The organism is Rhizobium atlanticum (assembly GCF_030182485.1).
Taxonomy (GTDB): Bacteria; Pseudomonadota; Alphaproteobacteria; order Rhizobiales; family Rhizobiaceae; genus Rhizobium.
On the sequence record NZ_JAQJCJ010000004.1, the window covers coordinates 324262 to 347522 of the forward strand.

At 60.8% G+C, this 23261-nt stretch carries 17 protein-coding genes; 6 read left to right on the forward strand and 11 right to left on the reverse strand.

All coding sequences use genetic code 11. From position 1 onward, the window contains the following. From PH551_RS08760 to PH551_RS08780, 5 genes are all read left to right on the forward strand, one after another. Complete coding sequence (locus tag PH551_RS08760; protein ID WP_085779290.1) at window positions 1-432, forward strand: GtrA family protein; 432 nt, start codon at window positions 1-3, stop codon at window positions 430-432. Window positions 433-439: 7 nt separating this feature from the next. Continuing rightward, window positions 440-1762, forward strand: coding sequence for an FAD-binding oxidoreductase (locus PH551_RS08765; RefSeq protein ID WP_285192681.1), 1323 nt, complete (start codon window positions 440-442; stop codon window positions 1760-1762). Next, window positions 1759-2508: an SDR family oxidoreductase gene (locus tag PH551_RS08770; RefSeq protein WP_221112551.1), complete on the forward strand. Its 750-nt coding sequence runs from the start codon at window positions 1759-1761 to the stop codon at window positions 2506-2508. Before PH551_RS08765 ends, PH551_RS08770 begins: the two co-directional genes overlap by 4 nt. Continuing rightward, entirely contained in the window at window positions 2442-4139 is a 1698-nt protein-coding gene (locus PH551_RS08775) for a hypothetical protein (protein WP_285192682.1), read from the forward strand. Before PH551_RS08770 ends, PH551_RS08775 begins: the two co-directional genes overlap by 67 nt. A gap of 86 nt (window positions 4140-4225) precedes the next feature. Continuing rightward, entirely contained in the window at window positions 4226-5719 is a 1494-nt protein-coding gene (locus tag PH551_RS08780) for a hypothetical protein (protein WP_245362165.1), read from the forward strand. 495 nt (window positions 5720-6214) lie between these two features. On the opposite strand, the gene PH551_RS08785 is transcribed toward PH551_RS08780, so the two are convergent. Next, entirely contained in the window at window positions 6215-7258 is a 1044-nt protein-coding gene (locus PH551_RS08785; protein ID WP_285192683.1) for a class I SAM-dependent methyltransferase, read from the reverse strand. 254 nt (window positions 7259-7512) lie between these two features. Between PH551_RS08785 and PH551_RS08790 the strand changes: the two genes are divergently transcribed. Then, on the forward strand, window positions 7513-9489 hold the full coding sequence (locus tag PH551_RS08790; RefSeq protein WP_285192684.1) for a putative bifunctional diguanylate cyclase/phosphodiesterase: 1977 nt from the start codon (window positions 7513-7515) through the stop codon (window positions 9487-9489). Window positions 9490-9599: 110 nt separating this feature from the next. Here PH551_RS08790 and PH551_RS08795 read toward each other — a convergent pair whose 3' ends face one another. The 10 genes from PH551_RS08795 to PH551_RS08840 all read right to left on the reverse strand — a co-directional run bounded on the left by PH551_RS08795 (window position 9600) and on the right by PH551_RS08840 (window position 23179). Next, window positions 9600-11387, reverse strand: coding sequence for an adenine deaminase (locus PH551_RS08795; protein ID WP_285192685.1), 1788 nt, complete (start codon window positions 11385-11387; stop codon window positions 9600-9602). Further along, window positions 11384-12304 carry a nucleoside hydrolase gene (locus PH551_RS08800; RefSeq protein WP_285192686.1) on the reverse strand — a complete coding sequence of 307 codons (921 nt, stop codon included), beginning with the start codon at window positions 12302-12304 and terminating at the stop codon, window positions 11384-11386. The genes PH551_RS08795 and PH551_RS08800 overlap by 4 nt, the downstream gene beginning before the upstream one ends. A 4-nt stretch (window positions 12305-12308) precedes the next feature. Then, the gene (locus PH551_RS08805; protein WP_085779283.1) at window positions 12309-13334 is read right to left on the reverse strand and encodes an ABC transporter ATP-binding protein; all 1026 of its coding nucleotides are present in this window, start codon (window positions 13332-13334) and stop codon (window positions 12309-12311) included. After that, entirely contained in the window at window positions 13327-14106 is a 780-nt protein-coding gene (locus PH551_RS08810) for an ABC transporter permease (RefSeq protein WP_285192688.1), read from the reverse strand. Before PH551_RS08810 ends, PH551_RS08805 begins: the two co-directional genes overlap by 8 nt. Further along, on the reverse strand, window positions 14103-14930 hold the full coding sequence (locus PH551_RS08815) for an ABC transporter permease (protein WP_285192689.1): 828 nt from the start codon (window positions 14928-14930) through the stop codon (window positions 14103-14105). The genes PH551_RS08810 and PH551_RS08815 overlap by 4 nt, the downstream gene beginning before the upstream one ends. A gap of 61 nt (window positions 14931-14991) precedes the next feature. Then, window positions 14992-16014, reverse strand: coding sequence for an ABC transporter substrate-binding protein (locus tag PH551_RS08820; protein ID WP_285192690.1), 1023 nt, complete (start codon window positions 16012-16014; stop codon window positions 14992-14994). A gap of 1 nt (window position 16015) precedes the next feature. Beyond that, window positions 16016-17059 carry a LacI family DNA-binding transcriptional regulator gene (locus PH551_RS08825; RefSeq protein WP_285192692.1) on the reverse strand — a complete coding sequence of 348 codons (1044 nt, stop codon included), beginning with the start codon at window positions 17057-17059 and terminating at the stop codon, window positions 16016-16018. Window positions 17060-17225: 166 nt separating this feature from the next. Next, a complete protein-coding gene (locus PH551_RS08830; protein WP_085779280.1) occupies window positions 17226-18662 on the reverse strand; it encodes an efflux transporter outer membrane subunit in 1437 nt (478 codons plus the stop codon). Window positions 18663-18811: 149 nt separating this feature from the next. Next, window positions 18812-21922, reverse strand: a complete 3111-nt coding sequence (locus tag PH551_RS08835; protein ID WP_285192693.1) for an efflux RND transporter permease subunit — start codon at window positions 21920-21922, stop codon at window positions 18812-18814. A 48-nt stretch (window positions 21923-21970) separates the two neighbouring features. Next, window positions 21971-23179 carry an efflux RND transporter periplasmic adaptor subunit gene (locus PH551_RS08840; RefSeq protein ID WP_285192694.1) on the reverse strand — a complete coding sequence of 403 codons (1209 nt, stop codon included), beginning with the start codon at window positions 23177-23179 and terminating at the stop codon, window positions 21971-21973. Window positions 23180-23261: the final 82 nt, after the last annotated feature.

Here is a 23261-nt window from a genome sequence, read left to right on the forward strand (position 1 = left end):
ATGGGTCGTCAGTCTTCAGAGCGAAGCACTTCTGCCAGCCTCGCAACCCGCTACCTCGCCTTTGCCATGCTCTCCACGGCCGCCAATTTCGCGGTCCAGGCTAGTGTCATGCAACTGGCCCCGTCGCCGAGCCTCATGCCATCTATGCTCGCAGGGACTGCTGCCGGCTTCGGCTTGAAATACGTCCTCGACAAAAGATGGATCTTCTTCGACGGCTACACGTCATACGGCGACGAGATGCTCAAGCTGGCGCTTTACGGCCTGTTCAGTGTCCTGACGACGCTCATATTCTGGGGGTTTGAAATTGCTTTTTGGACGGTCTGGAAGACGGACCTCGCAAAATACACCGGCGGAGCGCTCGGCTTGGCGATCGGCTACATCTCCAAATACGCATTGGACCGGAAATTCGTCTTCAAACCAGAGGAGGCGTGACAAACTCATGGAGGGCTGGGGACGCTATCCGCACCATGAGAGCGAGGCAATCGACTGCCGGCTGCCGGAGGCGCTTGCAGGCACCGTGGCGGCTTGCGTGGGACTGATCGGGCACGGAAATGGGCGCTCTTATGGTGACGCGGCGATCGGCGAATACTCCACCTTAATGTGCCGTGGGCTAAGCCGGATTCGGAGCTTCGATCCCACCAATGCGACGCTGACCGTGGAAGGGGGCGTAATGCTCTCGGACATTCTGCGCTCGTTTGTCCCGAGAGGCTATTTTCCGCCTGTGGTACCGGGCACCAAATTTGTCACGGTCGGCGGGATGATCGCCTCTGACGTGCACGGCAAGAACCATCATCGCGACGGCGGGTTCGGTGACCATGTCAGCGAGCTCAAGCTGGTGGTCGCCGGCGGAGAGATCCTCACCTGTAGCCGCACGCGCAACCCTGAGCTTTTCTTCGCGACGGTCGGTGGCATGGGTATGACCGGGATTATCGCGGAAGCGACCTTCCGCTTGAGACCGATCGAATCCGGCTGGATCGCGCAAAAGACGATCGTCACGAAAAACCTTGGCGAGGCGTTGAAGGCGCTGCAGCAGACCGAGGATGCCACTTATTCGGTCGCCTGGATCGATTGCCTTTTGCAAGGCGCTTCCCTTGGACGCTCGCTGATTTTCGCCGGCGAACACGCGTCGCTGGACGAGGTCGGCGGCATGCCGAAGGCCGATCGTTTTGCAGCGGAAAACGAGGGGAGGTTTTCACTGCCATTCGATCTGCCGCAATGGGTGCTCAACAAAACAAGCGTAGCAGCCTTCAACGAGCTTTATTTCAGGGCGGGAGCGCGAAAGGCGGCCAAGACGTCGCTAGTCCACTGGGATAAATATTTCTTTCCACTGGACGGTATCCTTGAATGGAACCGGCTGTATGGCAGGAGGGGCTTTCTGCAGCATCAGTGCGTGGTTCCTGCCGAGGATGCGCTGGCAGTCCTGAGTGGCATTCTCGAGCGCTTTGCGCGCTCGGGAAAAGGCTCCTTTCTTGCCGTTCTGAAGAAGCTGGGGCGCGGGAGCGGGTTGCTGTCCTTTCCTGCCCCGGGCTACACGCTCGCACTCGACCTGCCCGTCACGCAGGAAGTGTTCCGGCTGCTCGACGAAATCGACGAGCTGGTTGTCAAGGCAGGGGGGCGGCTCTATCTCGCCAAGGATGCACGACAGTCACGTCACACATTCGAGGCCGGTTACCCTCGGTTGGCTGCGTTCAAAGAGCTACGCAAAATAACGGGCGCCGATCGTCACTTTAATTCCCGCTTGGCAAAGAGGCTCGGCATATGACGGGGATCTGCAAGACATTGCTCCTGATAGGCGGGACGTCGGATATCGGTCGCGCGACGGCGCTGATCTATGCGGAGGCCGGATGGAATGTGCTTCTCACCGGACGAAAGCTCTCCGCCGTACAGCGCGAAGCCGACGACATCAGCGCGCGGACCGGCGCTAATGTCCTGGTTCACGAACTCGATATCCTCGCCACGAGCCACTTCGAAGATTTTGTGGGCGTCGTTTCGCCTCTGCCCGACACGGTAGTCTGCGTTGTCGGCGAACTGGGCGAGCAGTCTCGCGCAGAACGGCAGCTCGAGCACGCCGCCATGATCATGCGGACGAACTTCGAAGGACCAGCTTTGCTTCTTGGCCTTCTGGCAGAACGTTTTGCGGCAAGGGGATCAGGTACCATCGTCGGCATAAGCTCCGTCGCCGGAGATCGCGGACGCGCGTCCAACTATGTCTATGGCGCCGCAAAAGCCGGGTTGACCGCCTACTTGTCTGGCCTGAGAAGCCGGCTGTCCGGGTCCGGCGTGCGCGTGCTCACCGTGAAGCCGGGTTTCGTTCGGACACGCATGACGCATGGCATGAAGCTGCCGCCGCTTCTCACAGCCGAACCTCGGGAGGTCGCGCAGAAGATCTTTACCGTCGCGGAGGGAGGTAGAGGCGGGGACGTCGTCTATGTCAGACGCATATGGCGGCCGCTCATGACGGCGATCCGGTTAATTCCGGAACCGATCTTCAAGAGGTTGCGGCTGTGACGGAACCTGGCAATCACGCCGCTTACGCGGCCATCGGAACGAGCGCAGGTGCCAGCAAGCGACCGGCGGCGAGGATACGGCGGTTGCTGTCGGCCGAAGGCGCAATCATTCTAACAGCATTGGCCTGCGCGGCCATGCTTGCCCTGCCCGGGAGGACCATCAACGCCGCCTTTATCAATGACGTACTGGTCTTTATCGACGGTGCGCACCGCATCACGTTCGGTCAGGTGCCGAATCGCGATTTCCACACGGCGCTCGGGCCACTCGTCTTTTATCTTCCGGCGGCTGGATATCAACTCACGGGGAATTTCGGCGCTGCCATACCGGTTGGAATGGCTATTGTTGTCGTCGCCTTCATCCCGGCGATGATCCGCATTCTCATGTCCCGCCTCAGCCCGTCATTGGCGGCCGCGCTCGGCATATTCCTCACTCTCATCCTTGCGGCGCCGATCAATCTCGGCAGTTCCATCTGGTATCCATCCTTCGCGATGTTTTACAACCGCATCGGTTGGGTCGCGCTTGGCCTGCTGCTGGTGATGTATCTGACGCCGCAGCCCGCGCGCGGGCGAAGCGATGCCGCCGATACTCTTGCCGCCGTCTTTCTTCTGCTCGTCTCATTCTACACCAAGGCGACCTACGGGCTTGCTGGAACCGCCTTTCTGGTGATCATCCTATTGGATCGGCAGCAGCGTCGCTGGGTCGTGACCGCCCTGCTGCTGACGGGGCTGGCCATGATCGCCATCGAGTTTTTCTGGGGCGGAACCGCTCAGCACATTGAGGATCTGCGGGCGGCGGCGCGTGTCAGCGGCGGCCATGACCTCGGCAGCATCCTGAAGAACCTACGTGAGAACCTTTCCGACCTCGTCGTATTTGCGACCTTCGCTTTGATCGCCATCTGGCAAACCCGCAGATTCCGCGATTTTCTCTTCTTCGGGTTCTGCGTAGGCGCCGGCTTGGCGATCATCAACCAGAACGCCCACAGCTGGGGCATCATCACGCTCTACTGCGGTGCAGTCGTTCTGGCGCAGAAAGCCGCGTTGCTTCAGCAAGGCGATGAAGGGAGAAGGGCGGGAGGTTTGGCTCTTCCTGCCACGGCTCTGCCGCTGCTTGCGACCTTATTCCTGTTGCCGCCGATCGTACACCACGCCGCAGCTCTCATTCTGCATACATCGCTTGCGGCTGAGAAAGCCGGGCAATCTCTCGGGCTGCCGCGTTTCGACGATGTTCGGGAGATCGATCCGCCCGGCGGCGAGCCTGACTTCATAAGGCGTTATCTCGACGACATCATCACCGGGGGAAGTCTGCTGCAGGCATTGCCGGTACCGCCGGAGCGCGTTTTCGTGCTTGATTTCGCCAATCCTTTTTCAGCGGGGCTCGGCATTCGTCCGCCTACCGGTGACTCCGCATGGTTTCACTGGAACCGCAATATCAACGAGAAAGCCTACATCCCACCGGAAGTGCTCTTTGCGGATGTAAAGTTCGTCATGGTGCCAAAAACAGGAATCAACAGCCTGCCGCTGCAGGCGCTGTACGGCCCGTTTCTTTCGGCTCGATTCGAGGTCGTTCAGAAAACATCCGAGTGGACGATCTATCAGTGGCGCCAGGCGAAGACGCAAAGCGAGGTGCAGTGACTGAGACGGAAAGGTCGGTGGAAACGGCAGACGCCGCATCGCCCCTGGCGTCACGGTTGAGCCGGTCGTGGGTTGTCATCGCCGGCATGGGTTTCGTTCTCGCCGCCCTTCTCGCTTTGCCTGGCCGAACGGCGACGACCAAGTACGTCAACGACCTCTTCGTTTTCCTGGATGGTGCTCATCGCATAGTGCGTGGCCAGGTGCCGAATGTGGATTTCCATTCGTCGCTCGGGCCGCTGACATTTTATATTCCCGCTGCCGGCTATGGCTTGTCGGGCAATCTGGGCGGCGCGATGCCGTCTGGAATGGCGATAGTGGTCCTCCTGCTTACTGCCATTGCTGCGGAAATCGTGAGCGGCCGGATGCATAAGGCGTTCGGACTTCCGCTTGCGCTCTTCCTGCTCCTGATAGTTGCGGCTCCCGCGAATCCGGGCGAGCGGATAGGGGAGCTAACTTTTGCCATGTTCTACAACCGGATTGGATGGGCGTCGCTCGGCTTTTTGTTGGTGATGTATCTGCCTCGATTGCCGGCCGCCGGGAGTAGCAAGGCAGTCGATGCGGCATGCGCCAGTTTCCTTGTGTTGCTGATGCTCTACACCAAAATCACCTATGGGGTCGTAGGGCTTGGCTTCCTATTGTTCATGCTTTTCGATCGTCGCCAGATCGGTTGGGTGAGGTTGGCGCTGGGGATGATCGCCTTCAGCGTCATCGCGATTGAAATCGTCTGGCGCGGCGGGTTCAACTACCTTGCTGACCTTGGCCTTTCAGCAAAGAACAGCGGCGGCGTTCTGACGTTGACCGCACTCGGTCATTTGGTACGGAACAATCTCGCCGACCTTCTTGTCTATCTGACAGTCGTGCTCATCGTTCTCAACCTGACGCCGAGCTATCGGCATCTGCTCTTCGTTGCCTTCTGCGGCACGACCGGAATCCTCTTGATTGGGCAGAATTTCCAGACCGTCGGTATTCTGACTCTGGGTGCAAGCGCCGCCATCATCACGGAAAGCCTCTTTCGCGCCAAGCCGCTCTCCCGATTCAGGAAAGCGCGGTTTGCGCTGCCGCTACTCGTGGGGTTCCTGCTATTGCCTGCCGCCGTCGGCAACGCTGCATCATTCGCAATTCACGCCTATTACGCTGCCGGCGGCCGAGGCAAAGCGATCCCGCTGCCGGCGTTTTCCGAGATCAGGCTCGTTGAGATGTGGAGCGCCGGCCAATACGAATATTTTGAGGAATACAACAGGACACTGGTGGACGCTTCGGCCATCCTGTCGCAACTCATGTCTGGTGACGAGCGCGTCGCGGTTCTCGATTTCGTCAATCCCTTCTCCGCCGGCCTGGGGCTGACGCCGCCCGCGGGCGACAGCGTCTGGTATCATTGGGGGCGAACTCTTGGGCCGTATGATCATCCGGCCGCGGAAGAGATGTTCGCCGACGTCGATCTTATCCTCGATCCGAAATGGCCGATCGAGATCTGGACGGGCAACGGGCTGCGCGATCTTTACGCCCACTATATCGCCCGCCACTATGCGCTGGTGCGGGAGACGGCCGATTGGCGCATTTACCGCAGAAAGGCTTCCTGAGCTGGCGCAGCCTGTTTTTTCACCTCCGCGGCGATCAGGCCGATGAGCATCAGCACGAGCGCCCAGGCGTAAAGGATCCTGCCGGCAGCTGGTTCAAACGGAAAGCCCCGAAGTAACTGAGTATGACGGGGACCGGGATCACCAGCGCTGCTGCCGCCAGCCATGCCCACGAGCGCTGCCAATGGTGAAACAGCACGGGTCGGAGGAAGAGCGTGTAGTGGATCCGTCCGAGCGGCGAAGCCAGCGAGATGCCAACAGCACGAAGCCACTCATTGCGGCGACCGCCAGGAACAGGAATGCCGAAATTAGTGGATTTTGGCGCCATATGCTCCAGTTCTGTGCGCTCGCCGCGGCCTCGTCATCAGCATGTCGCGGAGTGGCCCTGCTGCGTCGTCGCAATCCGATTGCTCCGTCTGTCTTTGACGCTTGCTAACTCTCCCTTGGTGCGGATGTCCCGGCCGGTCTGCAGCAGCGAGGCCGGGCGGCCATCCCGACTTACGACAGCTTCCTGATGGTGCTGTAAATGATGTTACGGTTGGCACCGAACCAGACTGTCTTCTCAACGGTGTTTTCCGCCGCACTACTATTGGCAATACGCCACATGTCGGCCTCGGAACGCTGGAGGAGCTCCCAGTTCATGTAGGATTCCATGTATCCGTCATCCGCCATCTCATCGGAGAAGTTGGCAAAAAGAAAGACTCCGCCCGGTTTCAGCATTTCCATGCAAACCTGCGTGAGCCGGATTGCTACTTTATCGGCGAGGTAATCGTACAGCCCTGCTGCGTAGATCAGATCGAAGGTGCCAAGCTGATGTTTGCGCGCGAGCAAACCGCGCACCGATCCGTCGATAGGCTCGACAGAAGTCCCATGGAATTGGCTCGCGATCGAACCAATACTTTGCGGATCCTGATCAAGAGCAACCCAGCGCTTAAGGCGGCCTTCTGCAAGCGCCTTTGATGCCTCCGCTTCGCGAAGGTGACCCGCGGCGATGGCCAGAACTTCGGCGTCCGACCCCCTTCGCGCGGCGGTGTCATCAACGTAGCGGGTCAGAATGTCGCGACGTTCCCTGACCGCTACCGGGCCGGGCGCATTGATCGTGTATTCAAAGATATCCAGGCCGAGAGGCGTGGATCTGGCAACTTCTTCGGCGACCGCCGGATGCCCATAAATAAAGTCTATAAGACTGGCGTCACCGGAATAGCCGCGAGGCTTTTCAAAGGACCAACGAGTGAACGGGCACTGCTGCAGAATCTTTGCCGAGGGATGGGCCTGAATGAATGGGATGAGCTTTTGCCATACAGCAGCACCGAATTTTTGACGGACGTCATGAAGCTGACCGATCAACCACCTGACTGCACCAGGCAGGTCTTTCCCGGCGCTGAACCGCTGCATTGCAATGTTGATGAGAATCGCAAACTCGGCCTCTGCCGTCCGCAGGAGGTCCGTTTCATTATGGTGGTGAGGTGAGGGGAACTTTTTGCTGACTGACTGCGGTGTAATCAAGCTTTGGCCATCAAGAGAAAAGAGGGGCTGAGCCACGGAAACCTCATTGGGGATAATGATTTAAACATTGAGTAAAATCTTCATCATACTCATGAAGGTCAAGCGTCAAGGTTGGAGCGCAGTCGAAATGCACGTTTTAATTTTAGAAAATATTAGTGAACCCGACAGATACTCTGCCCGCCGGAAGCTCGGTGCAGCGTTATCGGTTGATGTGGAGTCTGCGGGGGGCTATCCAGCGTTAGCTAGCAGTCTGCGTAGGGCAATGCTGCATTATTTTGGGTGGCAGGGGCATGATGCACGTGTTAGCCGAGACCGCAGTCGCCACCATAGGGCCGACGCTATCGTCAGAACAGTTGCGTCGCCTGTACAAGCAGAAGAGCGAGAGCGGCCGAAAGACCGCTACGCGCAACGGCCTCTGGATAGCGGTGGCTGCTTACCTTGCATACTCTTTCACTGACTACCTTTTTATTGGCGATGTCGTCCGGTACACAATCGCCGGCCGATTGGCGGTTGGCGTCGGTGCGATATGCATGCTGGAGCTCTTGCTCTACCGCAAAGCAAAGGCCGATACGGTCGATATGGCGGCGGCGACGTCCGTGCTAGCGGCTTATTTAGTCTGGCTTCTGACGGCACAGATGACCACGGTCAGAGACGCCTTCTCATATTATATGGTTTTTGGCTCGATCTTCATGATGAGCGTCAACTTGTTCTTCAGTTTCCGGTTTCCGCTAGCTCTTGCGGCCTCCGTAACGAACATGCTCATCTTCATCGGCGCGCTCTATCTATTCGCGCCTATGTTGCTTCTTCACAAGCTGATCCTCGGTGCGTTCTGCATTTCCTGCTTTGTTTTTACGTCTTACGTAAACCTTCAACTCAACAGAGAACGCTATAAAGTTTTCCTGAATGCTCTTGAAGCGAGTTTGCAGCAAGCCGCCGCCGAGGAAAGGGGCAAGGCGCTTTTGCATCTCTCAAACACCGACTCGCTGACCGGCCTGGAAAATCGCCGGGCGATCGACCAACGGCTGCGTGATTGTTGGCAACGCTGGCAGGACCATAGGGCGCCCTTTGCGGTGCTGCTCATCGATGTCGATTATTTCAAACATTACAACGACTGCTATGGCCATCAAGAAGGCGACCGATGCCTTGTCGCTGTCTCGCAGCTTCTCCAAAGTGTGGCCTCGTCCTGGGACTCCATCATCGGACGATACGGGGGTGAGGAATTCATCCTCATCACACCAATGCTGAATTCGGAAAGAGCGACCGAACTCGCAGAAGCGATTTGTGCTGCCGTTCGAGAGCTGGCTTGGCCACACGAGCACAGGCGAGACGGGACCACCGTTATCACGGTGAGTGTCGGCGTGTCCTATACCAGGGGTGAAACCAAACAGGTCGACAAGGTCATTCATGAAGCTGATCGCGCGCTTTATGCCGCCAAGGCATCGGGTCGCAACACCCTCGTGGTTTTCGATCCCGAAGACCCGCAGAGGAGCGATGACAGCGAGGATATAGCCGCGACCTTGAAAATCGCGATTGAACACGGCCTTGTCTCCCTCGTCTATCAGCCGATTCGCAACATTCAGACAGGCAAGACGGACGGCGTTGAAGCTTTAATGCGTTTGAGGATGTTGGACGGGACGCAGGTGTCACCTGCTATGTTTATTCCTGTTGCGGAAAGGACAGGTTCGATCGTTGAACTCGGCCGGTGGGCAATTCGCACCGTTTGCCGAGACCTGTTGGCGACCGGCTTAGTGCAAGTTGCCAGCGTCAACGTTTCGCCGATTGAGCTCAAGATGCCGGGTTTCGCCAGCTATGTCGCCGCGACGCTCGCAGAATTCGGCGTGACGGGCGCTCGGCTTGCTTTCGAAATTACCGAAGGCGTTGAGCTGGAAATCGACCAGACCGTGGTTCGTTGCATCAGCGACCTGAGGAGGTTGGGCGCTCAAGTCTGGCTGGACGACTTCGGCACAGGCTTCGCCGGGCTCTCGTGGCTGCGCCTGATCGAATTCGACACCGTCAAGATCGATCGATCCTTCCTCCATGATTGCCATACGGAAAAAGGCAAGAGGATGTTGCTTGACATCATCAGCCTGCTGCGCAATCGCGGCGTGAGGATACTCATTGAAGGCGTTGAGACCATTGAACATCAGCGGCTGATGCAGCAGTACGGAATCAACCAGATCCAAGGATATTACATCGGACGGCCCGCGCCGGCAGCTCAGCTTGAATCTGATAACGTGCTGCCTTTCGGCCTGGTCAGGACTCATTGATTCCAAACGTCCATTCCGGAATGGGCAATAAGTTATGTTGGTCACGGCGGCAGGCGCCCGTAGGCGGATTGCACAGCACTCCCGCTCGCTTTTGATCCGTGCGTCCCTGCCTAGAAAATCTCCAGCACCGGACCTTCCAGCACTTTCCCCGTCACCACATCAGCAATCCCCCGGTCCGTCTGATGCGGGCCGGCATTGCAGGCGAGTGTCGCGCCGAAGCAGGCCTTGAAGACGCGGTAAGGTGGCTTCCAATCGACGATCTTGCCCATGGCCTTACGGATGTCGGCAAAGGCTGAGGCGGTGTCCTTCAGTGAGGCGTCGGTGACGAGGCCGGAGAGCGGCAGCGGCAGGATCGCTTCGATTTGGCCGTCCTTGGCGACCGCCATGCCGCCCCCGGCTGTTATGACAGCGTTGGCGGCGAGCGCCATGTCGGCTGCATTGCCGCCGAAGACGGTGAGGTTGTGGCTATCATGCGAGACGGTGGTGCAGAAGGCGCCGCGCCATTCGCCCCAGCCGCTGAGGAAACCGTTGCGCGGGGTGCCACCGGCCCTTCCGTGGCGATGGGCGACGGCGATCATGGCGCCGCCGACAGGCGGCACGACGAAGCCGTCCCGGATATCCGTTTCCGCCTCTCCCCATTGAGTGAAGCGTGGGCGGTCGATGGTGGCGACGCGGGCGCGCCTGCCTTTCGCGGGGATGCGGAAATCGTCGTCGGTCAGCAGCGGCAGCTTCACCGACTTGATCAGCGGCGCCGTATCGAGCGGCTGAACGGTCGCCTCCATGCTGCCGTTGCGGGCGACGACGCGGCCATCTGATATGACGAGGCGTGCTCGGAATTCCGTGAGATCCTCGAAGAGAACGAGGTCGGCGCGGCGGCCGGAGGCGACAAGGCCGAGATCGGAACGCTTCAGCCGCTCAGCGGCGTTGAAGGTCGCGGCGCGCAGTGCCCATTCCGGTTTCATGCCATAGCGCACCAGGCGGCGGGCGACATCATCGAGGCCGCCGCTTTGGTAGAGTTCATCGGGAAAGACGTCGTCGGTGCAGAGCGTAATGGTTGGCGGCAGATGGCCGAGGCCGTTCAGCACCTCGACGAATTCCTGCAAGAGATGGTCGTGAGAGCCACGGAGTTCGATCGTCAGACCGGCGGAAAGTTTGGCGCTAAGATCGGCGCCGGAGGTGAGTTCGTGGTCCGACGTGACGCCCGCTGCCATGAAGGCGTTGAGGTCCGCGCCGGTGAGGCCGCGGGCATGGCCACAGACGAGCTTGCCGGAGGCAAGGCCTGAGTTGACGATGGCGCTCATGCGCGGATCGCCGTCGATGACGCCGCGCATGTTCATGACTTCGGCAACGCCGCCGACAGCAGGAGAACGCAGCATCTCGGCGACGACGGCGGCATCGAAATCGGCGCCGGCGAGTTCCAGGCCCGGCGCAGACGGCACGCAGGAGGGGGCGAGCAGGATCATGCGCAGCGGCTGAGCACGTGCCGCCTCGATCGCCCACCGCACGCCGTCGAGGCCGTGGACGTTGCCGAATTCATGCGGATCCCACACGACCGTGGTGACACCGCGCGGTAGCACGGCGCTTGCATATTCGGCGGGTGTCACCATCGAGCTTTCGACGTGCATGTGCGTATCGATCAGGCCCGGCGTCAGCATGCCGCCAGTCGCATCGATGATTTCGACCGCGTCCATGCGGCTCGCCCGGGCATGGACGCTGGCGATGAGCGCGCCGACGAGGCCGACATCAGCCTCCCGGATCAGGCCCGTCACCGTATCGAGCAGGCGACCGCCGGTGATCAGCATATCGAACGGGGCGTCGCCGCGGGCGGCGGCAACGGCGCGGGCGCGCAAGGCTGGATCGTTGAGATCGAAAGGTTCCTGACGAGCAATGGCGTTCATCTGCGGGCCTCATTGATCAGGGCGGCGAGAATGATGTTAAGCGCCTTCTCAACGTCGATATCGGCGGCGAATTGGGCGTTGAAGGTCGCATGCGTGGCGCGGGTCTCGACGACGGTGCGGCCACGGGTGAGGGCGCCCTGCAGTTCGACGTCGATGCGCGCGGGGCGGAAGCTGACGATATCGGGGGCGACGAAGCCCACGGCGGCGGAGGCATCGTAAATTGCCATGCCGGGACGGCCGCGGCTGGTGCCGATGCTTATATAGCCGGCGAACATGTCGCCGATCAGTTCGGCATTAGCGCCGCCGGCACTGAGCACCGGCTCGACATCCTCCGGCCTTGCCAGCACTTTGCGGCAGAGGTCGAGATCGACCATGCGCAGCGGCAGGCCATGGGCGATAACGATCGCCAGCGCCTCGGGATCGGCGAGCGCATTGAACTCGGCGGAGGCCGTATGGTTGCCCGATGTGACGCCGCCGCCCATCCAGACGAGTTCGGTGATACATGCGGCAAGATCGGGGCGTGCGAGCGCCACGGCGGCGATATTGGTCAGGGGACCGAGAGCCAGGATGCGGTGTGGTCCGTTGCCCTCGAGCCAGCGGCAGAGCGCGGAGAAGGCGTCGCTCTCGGCAAGGGCGGCGGCTTTCGGTAGGCTCTTGCCGGATGTCGGAATTCCGGTTTCGCCGAGGATCGCCTGGGCGGTTTCGAGTTTGCCGAGAACGGGTGCAGCACGCCCGGTATGGACGGGGAACGTCCAGCCGAAGGCGCTGGCGGCGCCTGCGGCATTCGCCCGCACCTGCGGCAGCGGCGTATTGCCGAAGACCAGCGAGACGCCGTCGATTTGATATTTCGACTGCGCCACCACCAGAATGGCGGCGATGTCGTCGAAGCCCATGTCGGTATCGATCCACACACCCATGATGTCACCCGAAGCGCTTGAGGTTGGCCGCGCCGGCGACCGGCAGATCGAAGGCGAGCGCACTGCCGATCTCGTGTGGCGGCAGGCTCGCGTCGATTTCAGCCTTGATAGGCCCAAGCGGCGTATGGAGGAGGTATTCGCGTGTGTTGCCGGCGAAAGACGTGCCGTGCACTTTGCCTTGGAACGGCCCGGAGCCGAGGGTCACCGTACGCGGGCGCCAAGCCAGGCCGGCCGCAGCTTGGGGCGGCGGATCAGAGAGTGCTGCGGGGCCGTGCGGCGTCACAAGCTTTCCGTCTTTCAGAGCGAAGACATTTTCGAAGCCCACGAAATCGGCGACGAAGGCGGAGGCGGGATTGTTATAGATCTCCTCCGGCGTGCCGATCTGTTCGATGCCGCCGTCCAGCATGACGACGATGCGGTCGGCGAGCGCCAAGGCCTCGACCTGGTCGTGAGTGACGAAGATCATGGTGACGCCGGTCTCCTTCTGCACGCGCTGCAATTCAGCGCGCATTTCGAGACGAAGGCGGGCGTCGAGGTTGGAGAGCGGTTCGTCAAGCAGCAGGACCTTCGGCTCCATCACCATGGATCGCGCCAGTGCGACACGCTGCTGCTGGCCGCCGGAGAGTTCGGCGGGCTTGCGGCCGGCGAAAGTGGTGAGGCCGACGGATTTCAGGCCGGCGCCGACGCGGGCATCGAGATCCGCGCCCGAAACGCCTTTGAGGCGCAGGCCGAAGGCGACGTTCTCGTAGACCGTCAGATGCGGGAACAGCGCGTATGACTGGAAGACGAGGCCGACGGCGCGCTTGTTGGCGGAGACGCCGGTTATATCGGCGCCGTCGAGGCCGATGCGACCGGATGCGGGCTTCAGCAGGCCGGCAATGGCGCGCATCGTTGTCGTTTTGCCACAGCCGGAGGGGCCGAGAAGGGCGACGAGCTCGCCCTTGGCGATCGCAAGGTCGAGATCCCTCACGGCGACCGTGTCACCATAGCGAAGCGTCAGCTTGTCGAGTTGGAGATAGGCATCAAACATAACGCGAGAATCCCAGGAAGCGTTCGGCGAGGAAGACGATGCCGATCGAGAGGAAAGCGAGAAGGGCGGAGAGCGCCGCGATGGAAGGATCGTAGGTAGTTTCCATATAGCCCAGCATATCGATCGGCAGGGTTCGGACACCCGGGCCGGAAAGGAAGAGCGAGACCGGCACCTGATTGAAACTGGTGACGAAGCCGAGGATGAAGGCGGCCAGAATGCCGCCGCGGATATTCGGCATGACCACGCGGAAAAAGGCACCGAACCTGGAGGAGCCGAGCAGGACGGCCGCCTCCTCGATATCCGAGCGCAGATTATCGAGGCTCGCCGACACGACGCGCACGGCATAGGGCAGTACGAGGGCCGCATGGGCAAAGAAGAGCGCAAGCGTGATGTTGAAGCCGAAGGGCACGACGAGATAACGCAGCAATGCCAGGCCGACGATGATGCCGGGGACGATGATCGGCAGCGAGACGATGGTACGGACGGTCTCTGCCGCGGGCAGCGGGTAACGCGACAGGGCATAGGCGGCGGGGATGCCCAGGATGAGGGCTGCCAGTGTTCCGAAGACGGCGAGGAACATCGACATGGCGAAGCTGTCGCGAAAGCTTTCAATAGTGAAGACCTTCATCACCCAGCGCAGCGACAGCCCCTGCGGCGGGAAGGCCAGCGTGTCACCAGCCGAGAGCGAGGCGGCGATGATGATCAGAAACGGGCCGATCAGGAAAACAAGCAGCAGGAAGAGGACGACAGGCGAAAAGAGACGGATGCTCATCTGCGTCTCCTCGCCGTCGCAAGGCGTTTCAGCAGGATGTTGGCGGCAAAGCTCATGACGATCAGAATGAAGGCGATGACGCTTGCCGAGACGAAATCGTTGGCGACGGACACCTGCTGATACATTAGTGTTTCGAGCATCAGCACCTTGGAACCGCCGAGGATGGCGGGGGTGATGTAGGCGGTGAGCGAGCCGGTGAAGACGAGCGTGCCGCCGATGACGAGGCCCTCGCGCGTGAGCGGCAGGACGACCTTCCAAAAGACCTGGAACCAGTTGGCGCCGAGCACGCGGGCGGCCGGGATCGCATCCCTCGGCATGTTTTCCAGCGCACTGATCAACGACAGGATCATCAGCGGCAGGAAGAGCTGCAGGAGGCCGATGAAGACGGCGGTTTCGGTGAAGAGCAGGCGCAGCGGTTCGGCGCAGAAACCCAGGCCCGTGATCGCCTTGTTGACGATGCCAGTGCGGCCGAGAATGACGATCCAGGCATAGGTGCGCGCCACTGGCGAGATCATCAGCGGCAGGGTGACCAAGCCGATCATGCGGCCTTTGCCGTTCGCCGGCAGGTTGACGATTGCAAAGGCTGCGGCGTAGCCGATGACGGCCGAGACAGCGGTGACCTCGAGGGCGAGCCGGAAGGAGCGCAGGAAAACGGTCCGGTTCAGCGTCTCGGAAAAGAAGCCTGTGTAGGCCGATATCGTCCAGGCATCGCCGGCGCGAAAACCCTCCGACAGCAGGATTGCGACGGGCAGCAGGAATACCACCGTCGCAAAGACGGCTGCCGGCAGGGCAAGCGCCAGGGCTTCCGCGCGGTTCTGGAACATGAGGCGCCTTTCCAGGAGAGGAGATGCCCCGGCGAGCGGCCGGGGCGGGTTCATGCGGGCTCTACTGGCCGACCTTCTCGTTCCAGTTCTTCAGCCAGCCGGCGCGGTTGCCGAGGGCGATGGCAGAAGGGATCAGTTTGAGGCTCTTGGCCGTTTCCTCGCCATAGGTGAGGTTGCCAGCGGCAGCGTCCGAAAGCTTGACCTCGCTATTCGCTGGGCTGTCGATCAGCTTTTCGGCGAGCTTGGTTTGGGTCTCGGTCGAGAGCCAGAAATCCATGAACTGCATGGCGAGATCCTGGTTTTTCGAACCTTTGGTCAGCACGAGAACATTCATGCCGCCGGTCTGTCCCTCTTTCGGCGTTGCCCAGGCAATGGGGAGGTCGAGCTTGGTGAAGCCGGCCCAGGAGAAACGGCCGATGGGGGCTGCCCAGATTTCCTCCTGCTGCATCAGTTGCACGAGCTGCGAGGATTTTTCATAGAAGGTGACGATGTCGTCCTTCTTGTCGCCCAGCGCTGCGATCGGGCCTTGCAGATCGGGCGTATCCTTGCCGAGCGCCAGGCCCAGCATGTAGAGCGCCGGCGGGCCCTGATTGGTGGTGACGTTCGGGAAGGCGACATGGCCAACATATTCCGGCTTCAGGAGATCGGCCCAGGACTCGATCTTCATCTTGTCGGAACGATAAGCGATCGATGTGGCATAGAAAGTGTAGCCAACGCTCATGCCGTCGCCGTTCGGGTCCTTGGCGACGTCGTAGAGCTTGGCGAAATTGGCAAGCTTCGCGGTATCGATCTTGTCGATCAGTCCGGCGCGTGATGCGGCAAGCGCATCGGCCATCGAAACGGCGGCGAGATCGACCACGGGGTTGGCCTTGTTCGCCTCCATTTTTGCCAGCCGCTCGACGCTGTTGCCGGTCTCGACCACCAGCTTGCAGCCGCATTGGGCTTCGAACGGATCATACACCAGCGTCTTGAAGTCGTCCTGCGCGAAGGCATAGACGGAAATGGTAAGTGTCCGTTCGGCTGCGGAGGCGGCAAACGGCCAAAGTGCGGCGAGTGCCGCCGACGCCATGAGAGCTTTTTTCATCTTACATGTTCTCCATCTCTGAGGTTTTTGGTGCCGGGTTCGCAGGCCCGGATGATTGGCGGACAATCAGCTGCATTGCGACGCGTTCGATTTCCGCGATAACGAGAACGCCTTCCCGGGTGCGGCTTTTTCTGATGGTATCGGCCAGCGCCGACACGGCAATCCCCGCAATTCTATCCATGTCCATTCTGACCGTCGTCAGCGACGGTGTGACAACAGGCGACCAGATGAGGTCGTCGAAGCCGGTGACGCTGACATCGCCGGGAACGCTGATGCCGGCTTGCTGCAGCTCGGTCAGCGCGCGCAATGCCTGAAGATCGGAGAGAGCCGCGAAAGCGGTAAAACCCTCCCGCACCTTTTCGGCAAGGCCGAGCGGACAGCCGCTGCCGCCATCCTGCTCTACCTTCCCGATCCACAGCGTTTCGGCATGCATGCCCGCGAGCATTCCGGCGCGAATTCCATCGGCGCGATCGTTCTGAACGCTGGATTCCTGGTTGTTGCCGATGATGAGGATGCGTTGGTGGCCGAGGGCCGCGAGATGGAGAGCGATTTCGCGGCCGCCCTGCCAATGGTCGGCGGAAACGGTGTTGCCTGGCGTCGAAGGGGTATCGATGAGAGCGACTGGGCAGGCGGCGGACAAAATGCGGGTGGCGCGGCGGGGAATAACGACCATGCCGTCGACGCCGCGTTCGACGAGACGATTGATCGCCTCGGTCTGAGTGGCAGCATCGCCGCGGGAGTCGGCGATTAGAACACCGTAACCAGCGGTGGAGGCGGCAAATTCGATCGCCTGTGCGATCTTCGGGAACAGAGGATTGGCGATGTCCGGCAACACCAGGCCGAGAACGCCGCTGCGGCCGGTTCTGAGCGCGCGGCCGGCCTGGCTCGGGACATAACCCAGTTCGGCGGCATGTTCGCGGATCCGTTCGACCAGTTGGCCGGAGACCCGGCCTTTGCCGGAAAGCGCATTGGAGACCGTGGCAATAGAGACGCCGAGCGAGGTCGCTATCCTGCTGAGGTTCGGTCCGGAGCGCGATGCAGCCATGATCTGATGTAGTCTGATTAATCGTTTAATCAGTGCTATAGCAGCCGTCTCCGCTTGTCCAATCCAAATTCGTCTGGTGCCCGATTATTCCGGGATATTGTCGGGCATGAAAAAACCCCGCGAGGTGATCGCGGGGTTTCGCATTTCAAGAAAGGCGAAATGCCGATTAGCTCTTGGCCTTTGCCGGCACCGGCGTCACCGCTGCTGTGGTCTTGCCGCCGGGCGCGTAACCGCCGCCGACCGCAATGTTCAGCGAGACGTAGTCCTTGGCCATCTGCTGGACGGCCTGGGCAAGGCTTGCCTGGGCAAGCGAGACCTGGCGCTGTGCATCGAGAACGTCGAGCAGCGAGGAGGCGCCGTCCTTGTAGGACGCGGTCGACAGTTCGAGCGTTTCCTGCGTGGTCTTTACCTGAGCCTGTAGGGCTGCGACCGTGCGGGCGTCACGGCGGACCGCGGCGAGTGCGTTCTCGACCTGTTCGACCGCGGTCAGCACCGTCGACTTCCAGTTGAGGTAGGCGGTCGCGGCAGTGGACTGTGCCGACTTGACGTTGGCGCGCAGACGGCCACCATCGAAGATCGGCAGGTTGAGGGTCGGGCCGAAGGACCAGGGGGTCAGGTCTCCATGGATGCCGCGCTGGTTGATGTAGGACGGCGAGATCGAGCCGCTGAGCGAAATGCTCGGATAGAGCTGCGCCTCGGCAACACCGATATTGGCCGTTGCGGCGGCGAGATCACGCTCGGCGACGCGAATGTCGGGACGGTTGCGGATCAGGTCCGCCGGGATGCCCGAATTGATGCCGCCACGGAAAACCGGCTGACCGCGACCCTTCAGCAGCTCGTCGACGAGGGCCGAGGCCGGCAGGCCAAGCAGCGTGGCGATGTGATGGGCGGATATACGGATGTTGGTTTCGAGGCCGGGAATTTCGGCGAGCGTCGACTGTACGAGGCCTTCGGCCTGAACGACGTCGAGACGCGAGGCGGCGCCGGCTTCAAGCTGGAACTTGGTCAGCTCGTAGGTTTCCTGACGGGACTTTAGGTTGGCTCTCGAAAGCGCCAGGCGCTGCTGATAGTAGCGAACATCGATGTAGCTGGAGACAAGATCCTGCACGAGAGTCAGCTTGGCGACGTCGGCGGATGCGTATGCGGAATCGAGCGAAGCGAGCGCACTTTCGGTGCTGCGCTTGTAGAGGCCGAAGAGATCGAGCAGCCAGGTCAGCTGGACTTCGCCGGCACTGGTGTTGCGTGTGTCGAACTGCGAGCGCAGCTCGCCCTTCTGACCGCTGACCGTGTGCGAAGCGCCGACATTCAGGTTCGGCAGGGCGCCTGCGCCGGCGGTGGTGACGTTTGCAGAGGCCGCATTAATGCGTTCGATTGCCTGCTGGACCGTTAGATTCTGCTCGAGCCCGGCCTGGACATAACCATTCAATTTGGGATCGTTGAAGGCCGTCCACCAGGCTGCGGTAGCAACGTCACCTACACTTTTCGTGCCGCCTTCTCCGAATTTGGCGGGCAGCGGCATTTCAGGAGGAGCATGATCCGGGCCAACAACGCAGCCCGACAGTAATAACAATAATGCCGGTGTGGCAAAACGAAGAGATACCATTCATTTCATCCTGTACTCGAGCAAGTCAATTCTTGTCCGAAGCTTCATGCTTCACTATCGCAGCCGCGCCTCGTCCACCACAAACACACACACCGAAGCAGTCGGGCGCAATGTAGCAATCGGAACAGCATTATCACAGTGCATTTATATCACACTCCTGCCGCATTTTTGTCGCGTGTGGCAAAGATGCGTCGAATGACGACGTAGAAGGACGGCACGAAGAAAATTCCGAGCATCGTTGCCGACAGCATGCCGCCGAGAACGCCGAGGCCAATGGCGTTCTGCGCCGCAGAGCCCGCGCCCGTAGCGATCGCCAGAGGCACAACGCCGAGGATAAAGGCAAGCGATGTCATAATGATCGGCCGCAGGCGCAGCCGCGCCGCTTCCAGTGTCGCCTCGAAAAGGCCCATGCCGCTTTCCATGCGATCCTTGGCGAATTCGACGATCAGGATCGCGTTCTTCGCCGCCAGGCCGATCGTCGTGAGCAATCCGACCTTGAAATAGACATCGTTGGCTTGGCCGAAGAGTGTTGCCGCCGCCAGGGCGCCGAGAACGCCGACCGGCACTGCCATGATCACCGAGAAAGGGATTGACCAGCTTTCGTAAAGTGCTGCCAAGCAGAGGAAGACGACGAGTACCGAGATCGCATAGAGCATCGGCGCCTGTGAGCCGGAAAGGCGCTCCTGATAGGAAATGCCCTGCCAGGCCACCGTGTAACCGCCGCCGAGTTGCTCGGTCAGCGCCTCCATTTCGTTCATGGCATCGCCGGAGGACACGCCGGGCGCGGCGGCACCATCGAGCGGAATCGCGCTGACGGCGTTGAAGCGGGCAAGCGAAGGTGCGCCCTTCACCCATTCGGTTTTGGTAAAGGCGGAGAAGGGCACCATCTCGCCGGCCGTGTTGCGGGCATACCAGTGATTAAGATCGTCCGGCTGCATGCGGAACGGCGCGTCGCCCTGGACATAGACCGGCTTGATCTCGCCGTTCAGCGTGAAGTCGTTGACATCGCGGCCGGTGAAGATGATCGACAGCATCGAATTGACCGAGGCGATGTCGACGCCCATGGCGCCGATCTTTTCCTGATCGAGCACGATGCGCATTTGCGGCTCGACTTCCTTGTTGCTGCTGCGCAGCGCCACGATCCTACCCGAGCTGTTGCCCATCTGTATCAGCCGCTTGGAAGCAGCCGTCAGGGCGTCGTTGCCGTGGCCGCCGGTATCGACAAGATACATGGAAAAGCCGCTCGACACGCCGAGGCCCTGAATCGCCGGCGGCAGGAGCGCGAAGACCTGTGCCTCGCGCATCGCAAAGAAGCTGCGCAGCGCCCGGTTGACAACCGACTGGGCGCTCAGATTTGGATCAGTGCGCAGCGAAAAATCCTTGAGCTTGGTGAAAACGATGGCGCTGTTTTGGCCGGAGCCGTTGAAGCCAAAGCCGAGTGCGCCGAAGACGGATTCGACGGCATCCTTCTCATTCTCGCGATAATAGTTTTCCACCTTCTCGACGACGGCCTGAGTCTGCTGCGTCGTCGAGCCCGGCGGCGTGGTGACGATAGTCAGCAGCACGCCCTGATCTTCCTGCGGCAGGAAAGAACTCGGCAGCCGGGTGAAGAGGTAGGCGCAGCCGGCGCCGACGAGAAGGAAGACCAGCATGACGCGGATCGGGCGCTTCAAGAGATAGCCGATAGTCCTGACATAGCCGTTGGTCGAGCGCGTGAAGTTGCGGTTGAACCAATCGCCGACGCGGTGTTTCCGGTGTTCGCTGACCGGCTTCAGCATCGTGGCGCAGAGCGCCGGTGTCAGCACGATGGCGACGAGCGCCGACAGCAGCATGGCCGAGACGATGGTGATGGAAAACTGGCGATAGATGATGCCGGTCGAGCCGCCGAAGAAGGCCATCGGAATGAAGACGGCGGTTAGCACGAGCGCAATGCCGACGATGGCGCCGGTGATCTCGCCCATCGATTTCTCCGTCGCTTCGAGCGGCGAAAGCTTCTCTTCGGACATGATGCGTTCGACGTTTTCGACCACGACGATCGCATCGTCGACCAAAAGACCGATGGCCAAAACCATGGCGAACATCGTCAAAGTATTGATCGAATAGCCGGTGGCCGCCAGCACCCCGAAGGTGCCCAGCAATACCACGGGAACGGCGATGGTCGGGATCAGCGTTGCCCGAAGATTCTGCAGGAAGACGAGCAGCACCACGAAGACGAGCACGATTGCCTCGATCAGCGTATGCACGACCTTCTCGATCGACAGTTCCACGAAGGGCGTCGTGTCGTAGGGATAGGTAATCTTCACGCCTTCCGGCAGAGTGCGGCCGATGACATCGAGTGCGGATCGAACGCGTGCGGCCGTATCGATGGCGTTGGCGCCGATCGCGAGGTTGACGGCAAAACCGCTCGAAGGCAGGCCGTTGTAACGCGAACTGCCGCCGTAGCTCTCCTGACCGATCTCGATGCGCGAGACATCGCTCAGGCGCACGGTCGCGCCGTCCTTTTCGACCTTCAGGATGATGTGCTCGAAGTCGGCGACGGTGGTGAGCTGGCTTTGCGCAGTGATGGTGACGTTGAGCTGCTGACCTGACATCGTCGGCTGGGCGCCGAGCGAACCGACGGAAACCTGAGTGTTCTGCGCCTGGATCGCCGCCGTGACGTCGCTCGGCGTCAGCTGATATTTCACTAGCTTGAAGGGATCGAGCCAGATGCGCATGGCGTATCCGGAACCGAAGACGTTGATACTGCCGACGCCTTCCAGGCGCTGGATCTGATCCTCGATGGAGGTCGACATGATGTTGCCGAGATCGACCGAATTGCGCTTGCCGTCGGTTGAAACGAGCGAGCCGACGAGGAGGATGCTCGAGGTCGAGCGCGTCACGCTGATGCCGGCATCGATAACGTCGCCCGGGAGCTGCGACTGGACCAGCTGCAGCTTGTTCTGCACCTGCACCTGGGCGATGTCGGGATCGATGCTGGTTCCGAAAGTGAGCTGGATACTGGCCGATCCGGTCGACGAAGTCGAAGTCATATAGGTGAGGTCGTCGAGGCCGGTCATGCCGTCTTCGATGATCGTCGTCACCGATTTTTCGACCGTCTCGGCGCTGGCGCCGCGATAGGTGGCGTTGATGCGCACCGTCGTTGGGGCAATGTCGGGATATTGCGAAATCGACAGGGTGAAGATCGCCAGCAGGCCGGCGAGCATGATGGTGATCGCAATGACCCAGGCGAAAATCGGACGTCGGATGAAAAACTTGGCCATCGGTTGTTCCTGTGCGGCTGAGACGGTGACGATGCCGGCTCGCAGCGATTACTTCGCTGCGGGCTTCTCAGCGTCACCGGCCGCGGGCTGCTCGGCAGCCACGACCACGCCATTGTCGTTGATCTTCATCGGAAGCGGCTTCACCGGCATGCCCGCCGTGACCGACTGCAGGCCGGTGACGATCAGCTGATCGCCGTCTTTTATGCCTTCGGTTATCAGCCAGGAATTGTTGGAGGGCGAGCTGTTCTCGAAGGCGCGAGTTTCGACCTTGCCGTCGGCGGAAACGAACTGCGCCGTCAGCCTGCCGTTGGCGTCACGGCTCGTCGCCAGCTGCGGCAGCGCATAACCGGTTTCGGCGCCGAGCTCGACCGTGGCGCGGACATACATGCCGGGCAGCACGATCCGATCGGGATTGGGGAAGAGCACACGAATGATGAAGGTGCCTGTGGTCTCGCTGACCACCTGCTTCGACATGTCGAGCTTGCCCTGCTGATTATATTCCTTGCCGTCTTCGAGGATCAGGTGGAAGGCGACATTCTCCGCGCCCTTGATATCGCCGGCGGCCATCGCATCGCGCAGCCTCAGCAGATTGGTGCTCGACTCGGTGAGCGAGATGTAGATCGGATCGAGCTGCCGGATCGTCGTCAGCGCCGTCGTCTGGTTGGCCGAGACGACATTGCCGATATTGTAGGCGGTCTGGTCGATGACGCCGTCGAAGGGTGCGACGATCTTCGTATGGTCGAGGTCGATCTGTGCCGCGGTAAGGGCAGCCTTTGCCGACTCGACCTCCGCCTTCGCCTGGAGAAGCGTCGTTCTCGCCGTCTCATATTCGATCTGGGTGGCGCCGCTGCCGACGAGGCGCTGGTAGCGTTCGAGATTGCTTTCAGCGCTCGGCACGCTCGCCTCGGCTTTGGAGATGGCCGCCTTGGCCTGCTCGACGGCGGCGATATAGGGCGCATCCTCGATCTGATAAAGAAGGTCGCCCTTCTTTATCTCTCCGCCTTCCTTAAAGGCGATTTCGCGGATGATGCCGCTCACCTGCGGCCGGATATCGGCCGTCTGGAAGGCTTCGGCGCGGCCAGGAAGAATTGTCGTGATTGGGAAACTCGCCTTCGCCAGGGCGATCACCCCGACGGGGATTGCCTGCTGCGCGGCCGCGCCGGCATTGCCCGCGGGCTTGCCGGCGTTGTCGCTGCAGGCGCCAAGCAATGCGCCGGCCATCAGGGCCGAGGAGATGAGAACGGCACGCCGAATCATTCTAATTCCTTCATGCGGTGGCAATCGCCGTCGATCTACGGGCTCGGCCGGGCCGAGGCAGGCTTGTTTAAGCGTCAGGATG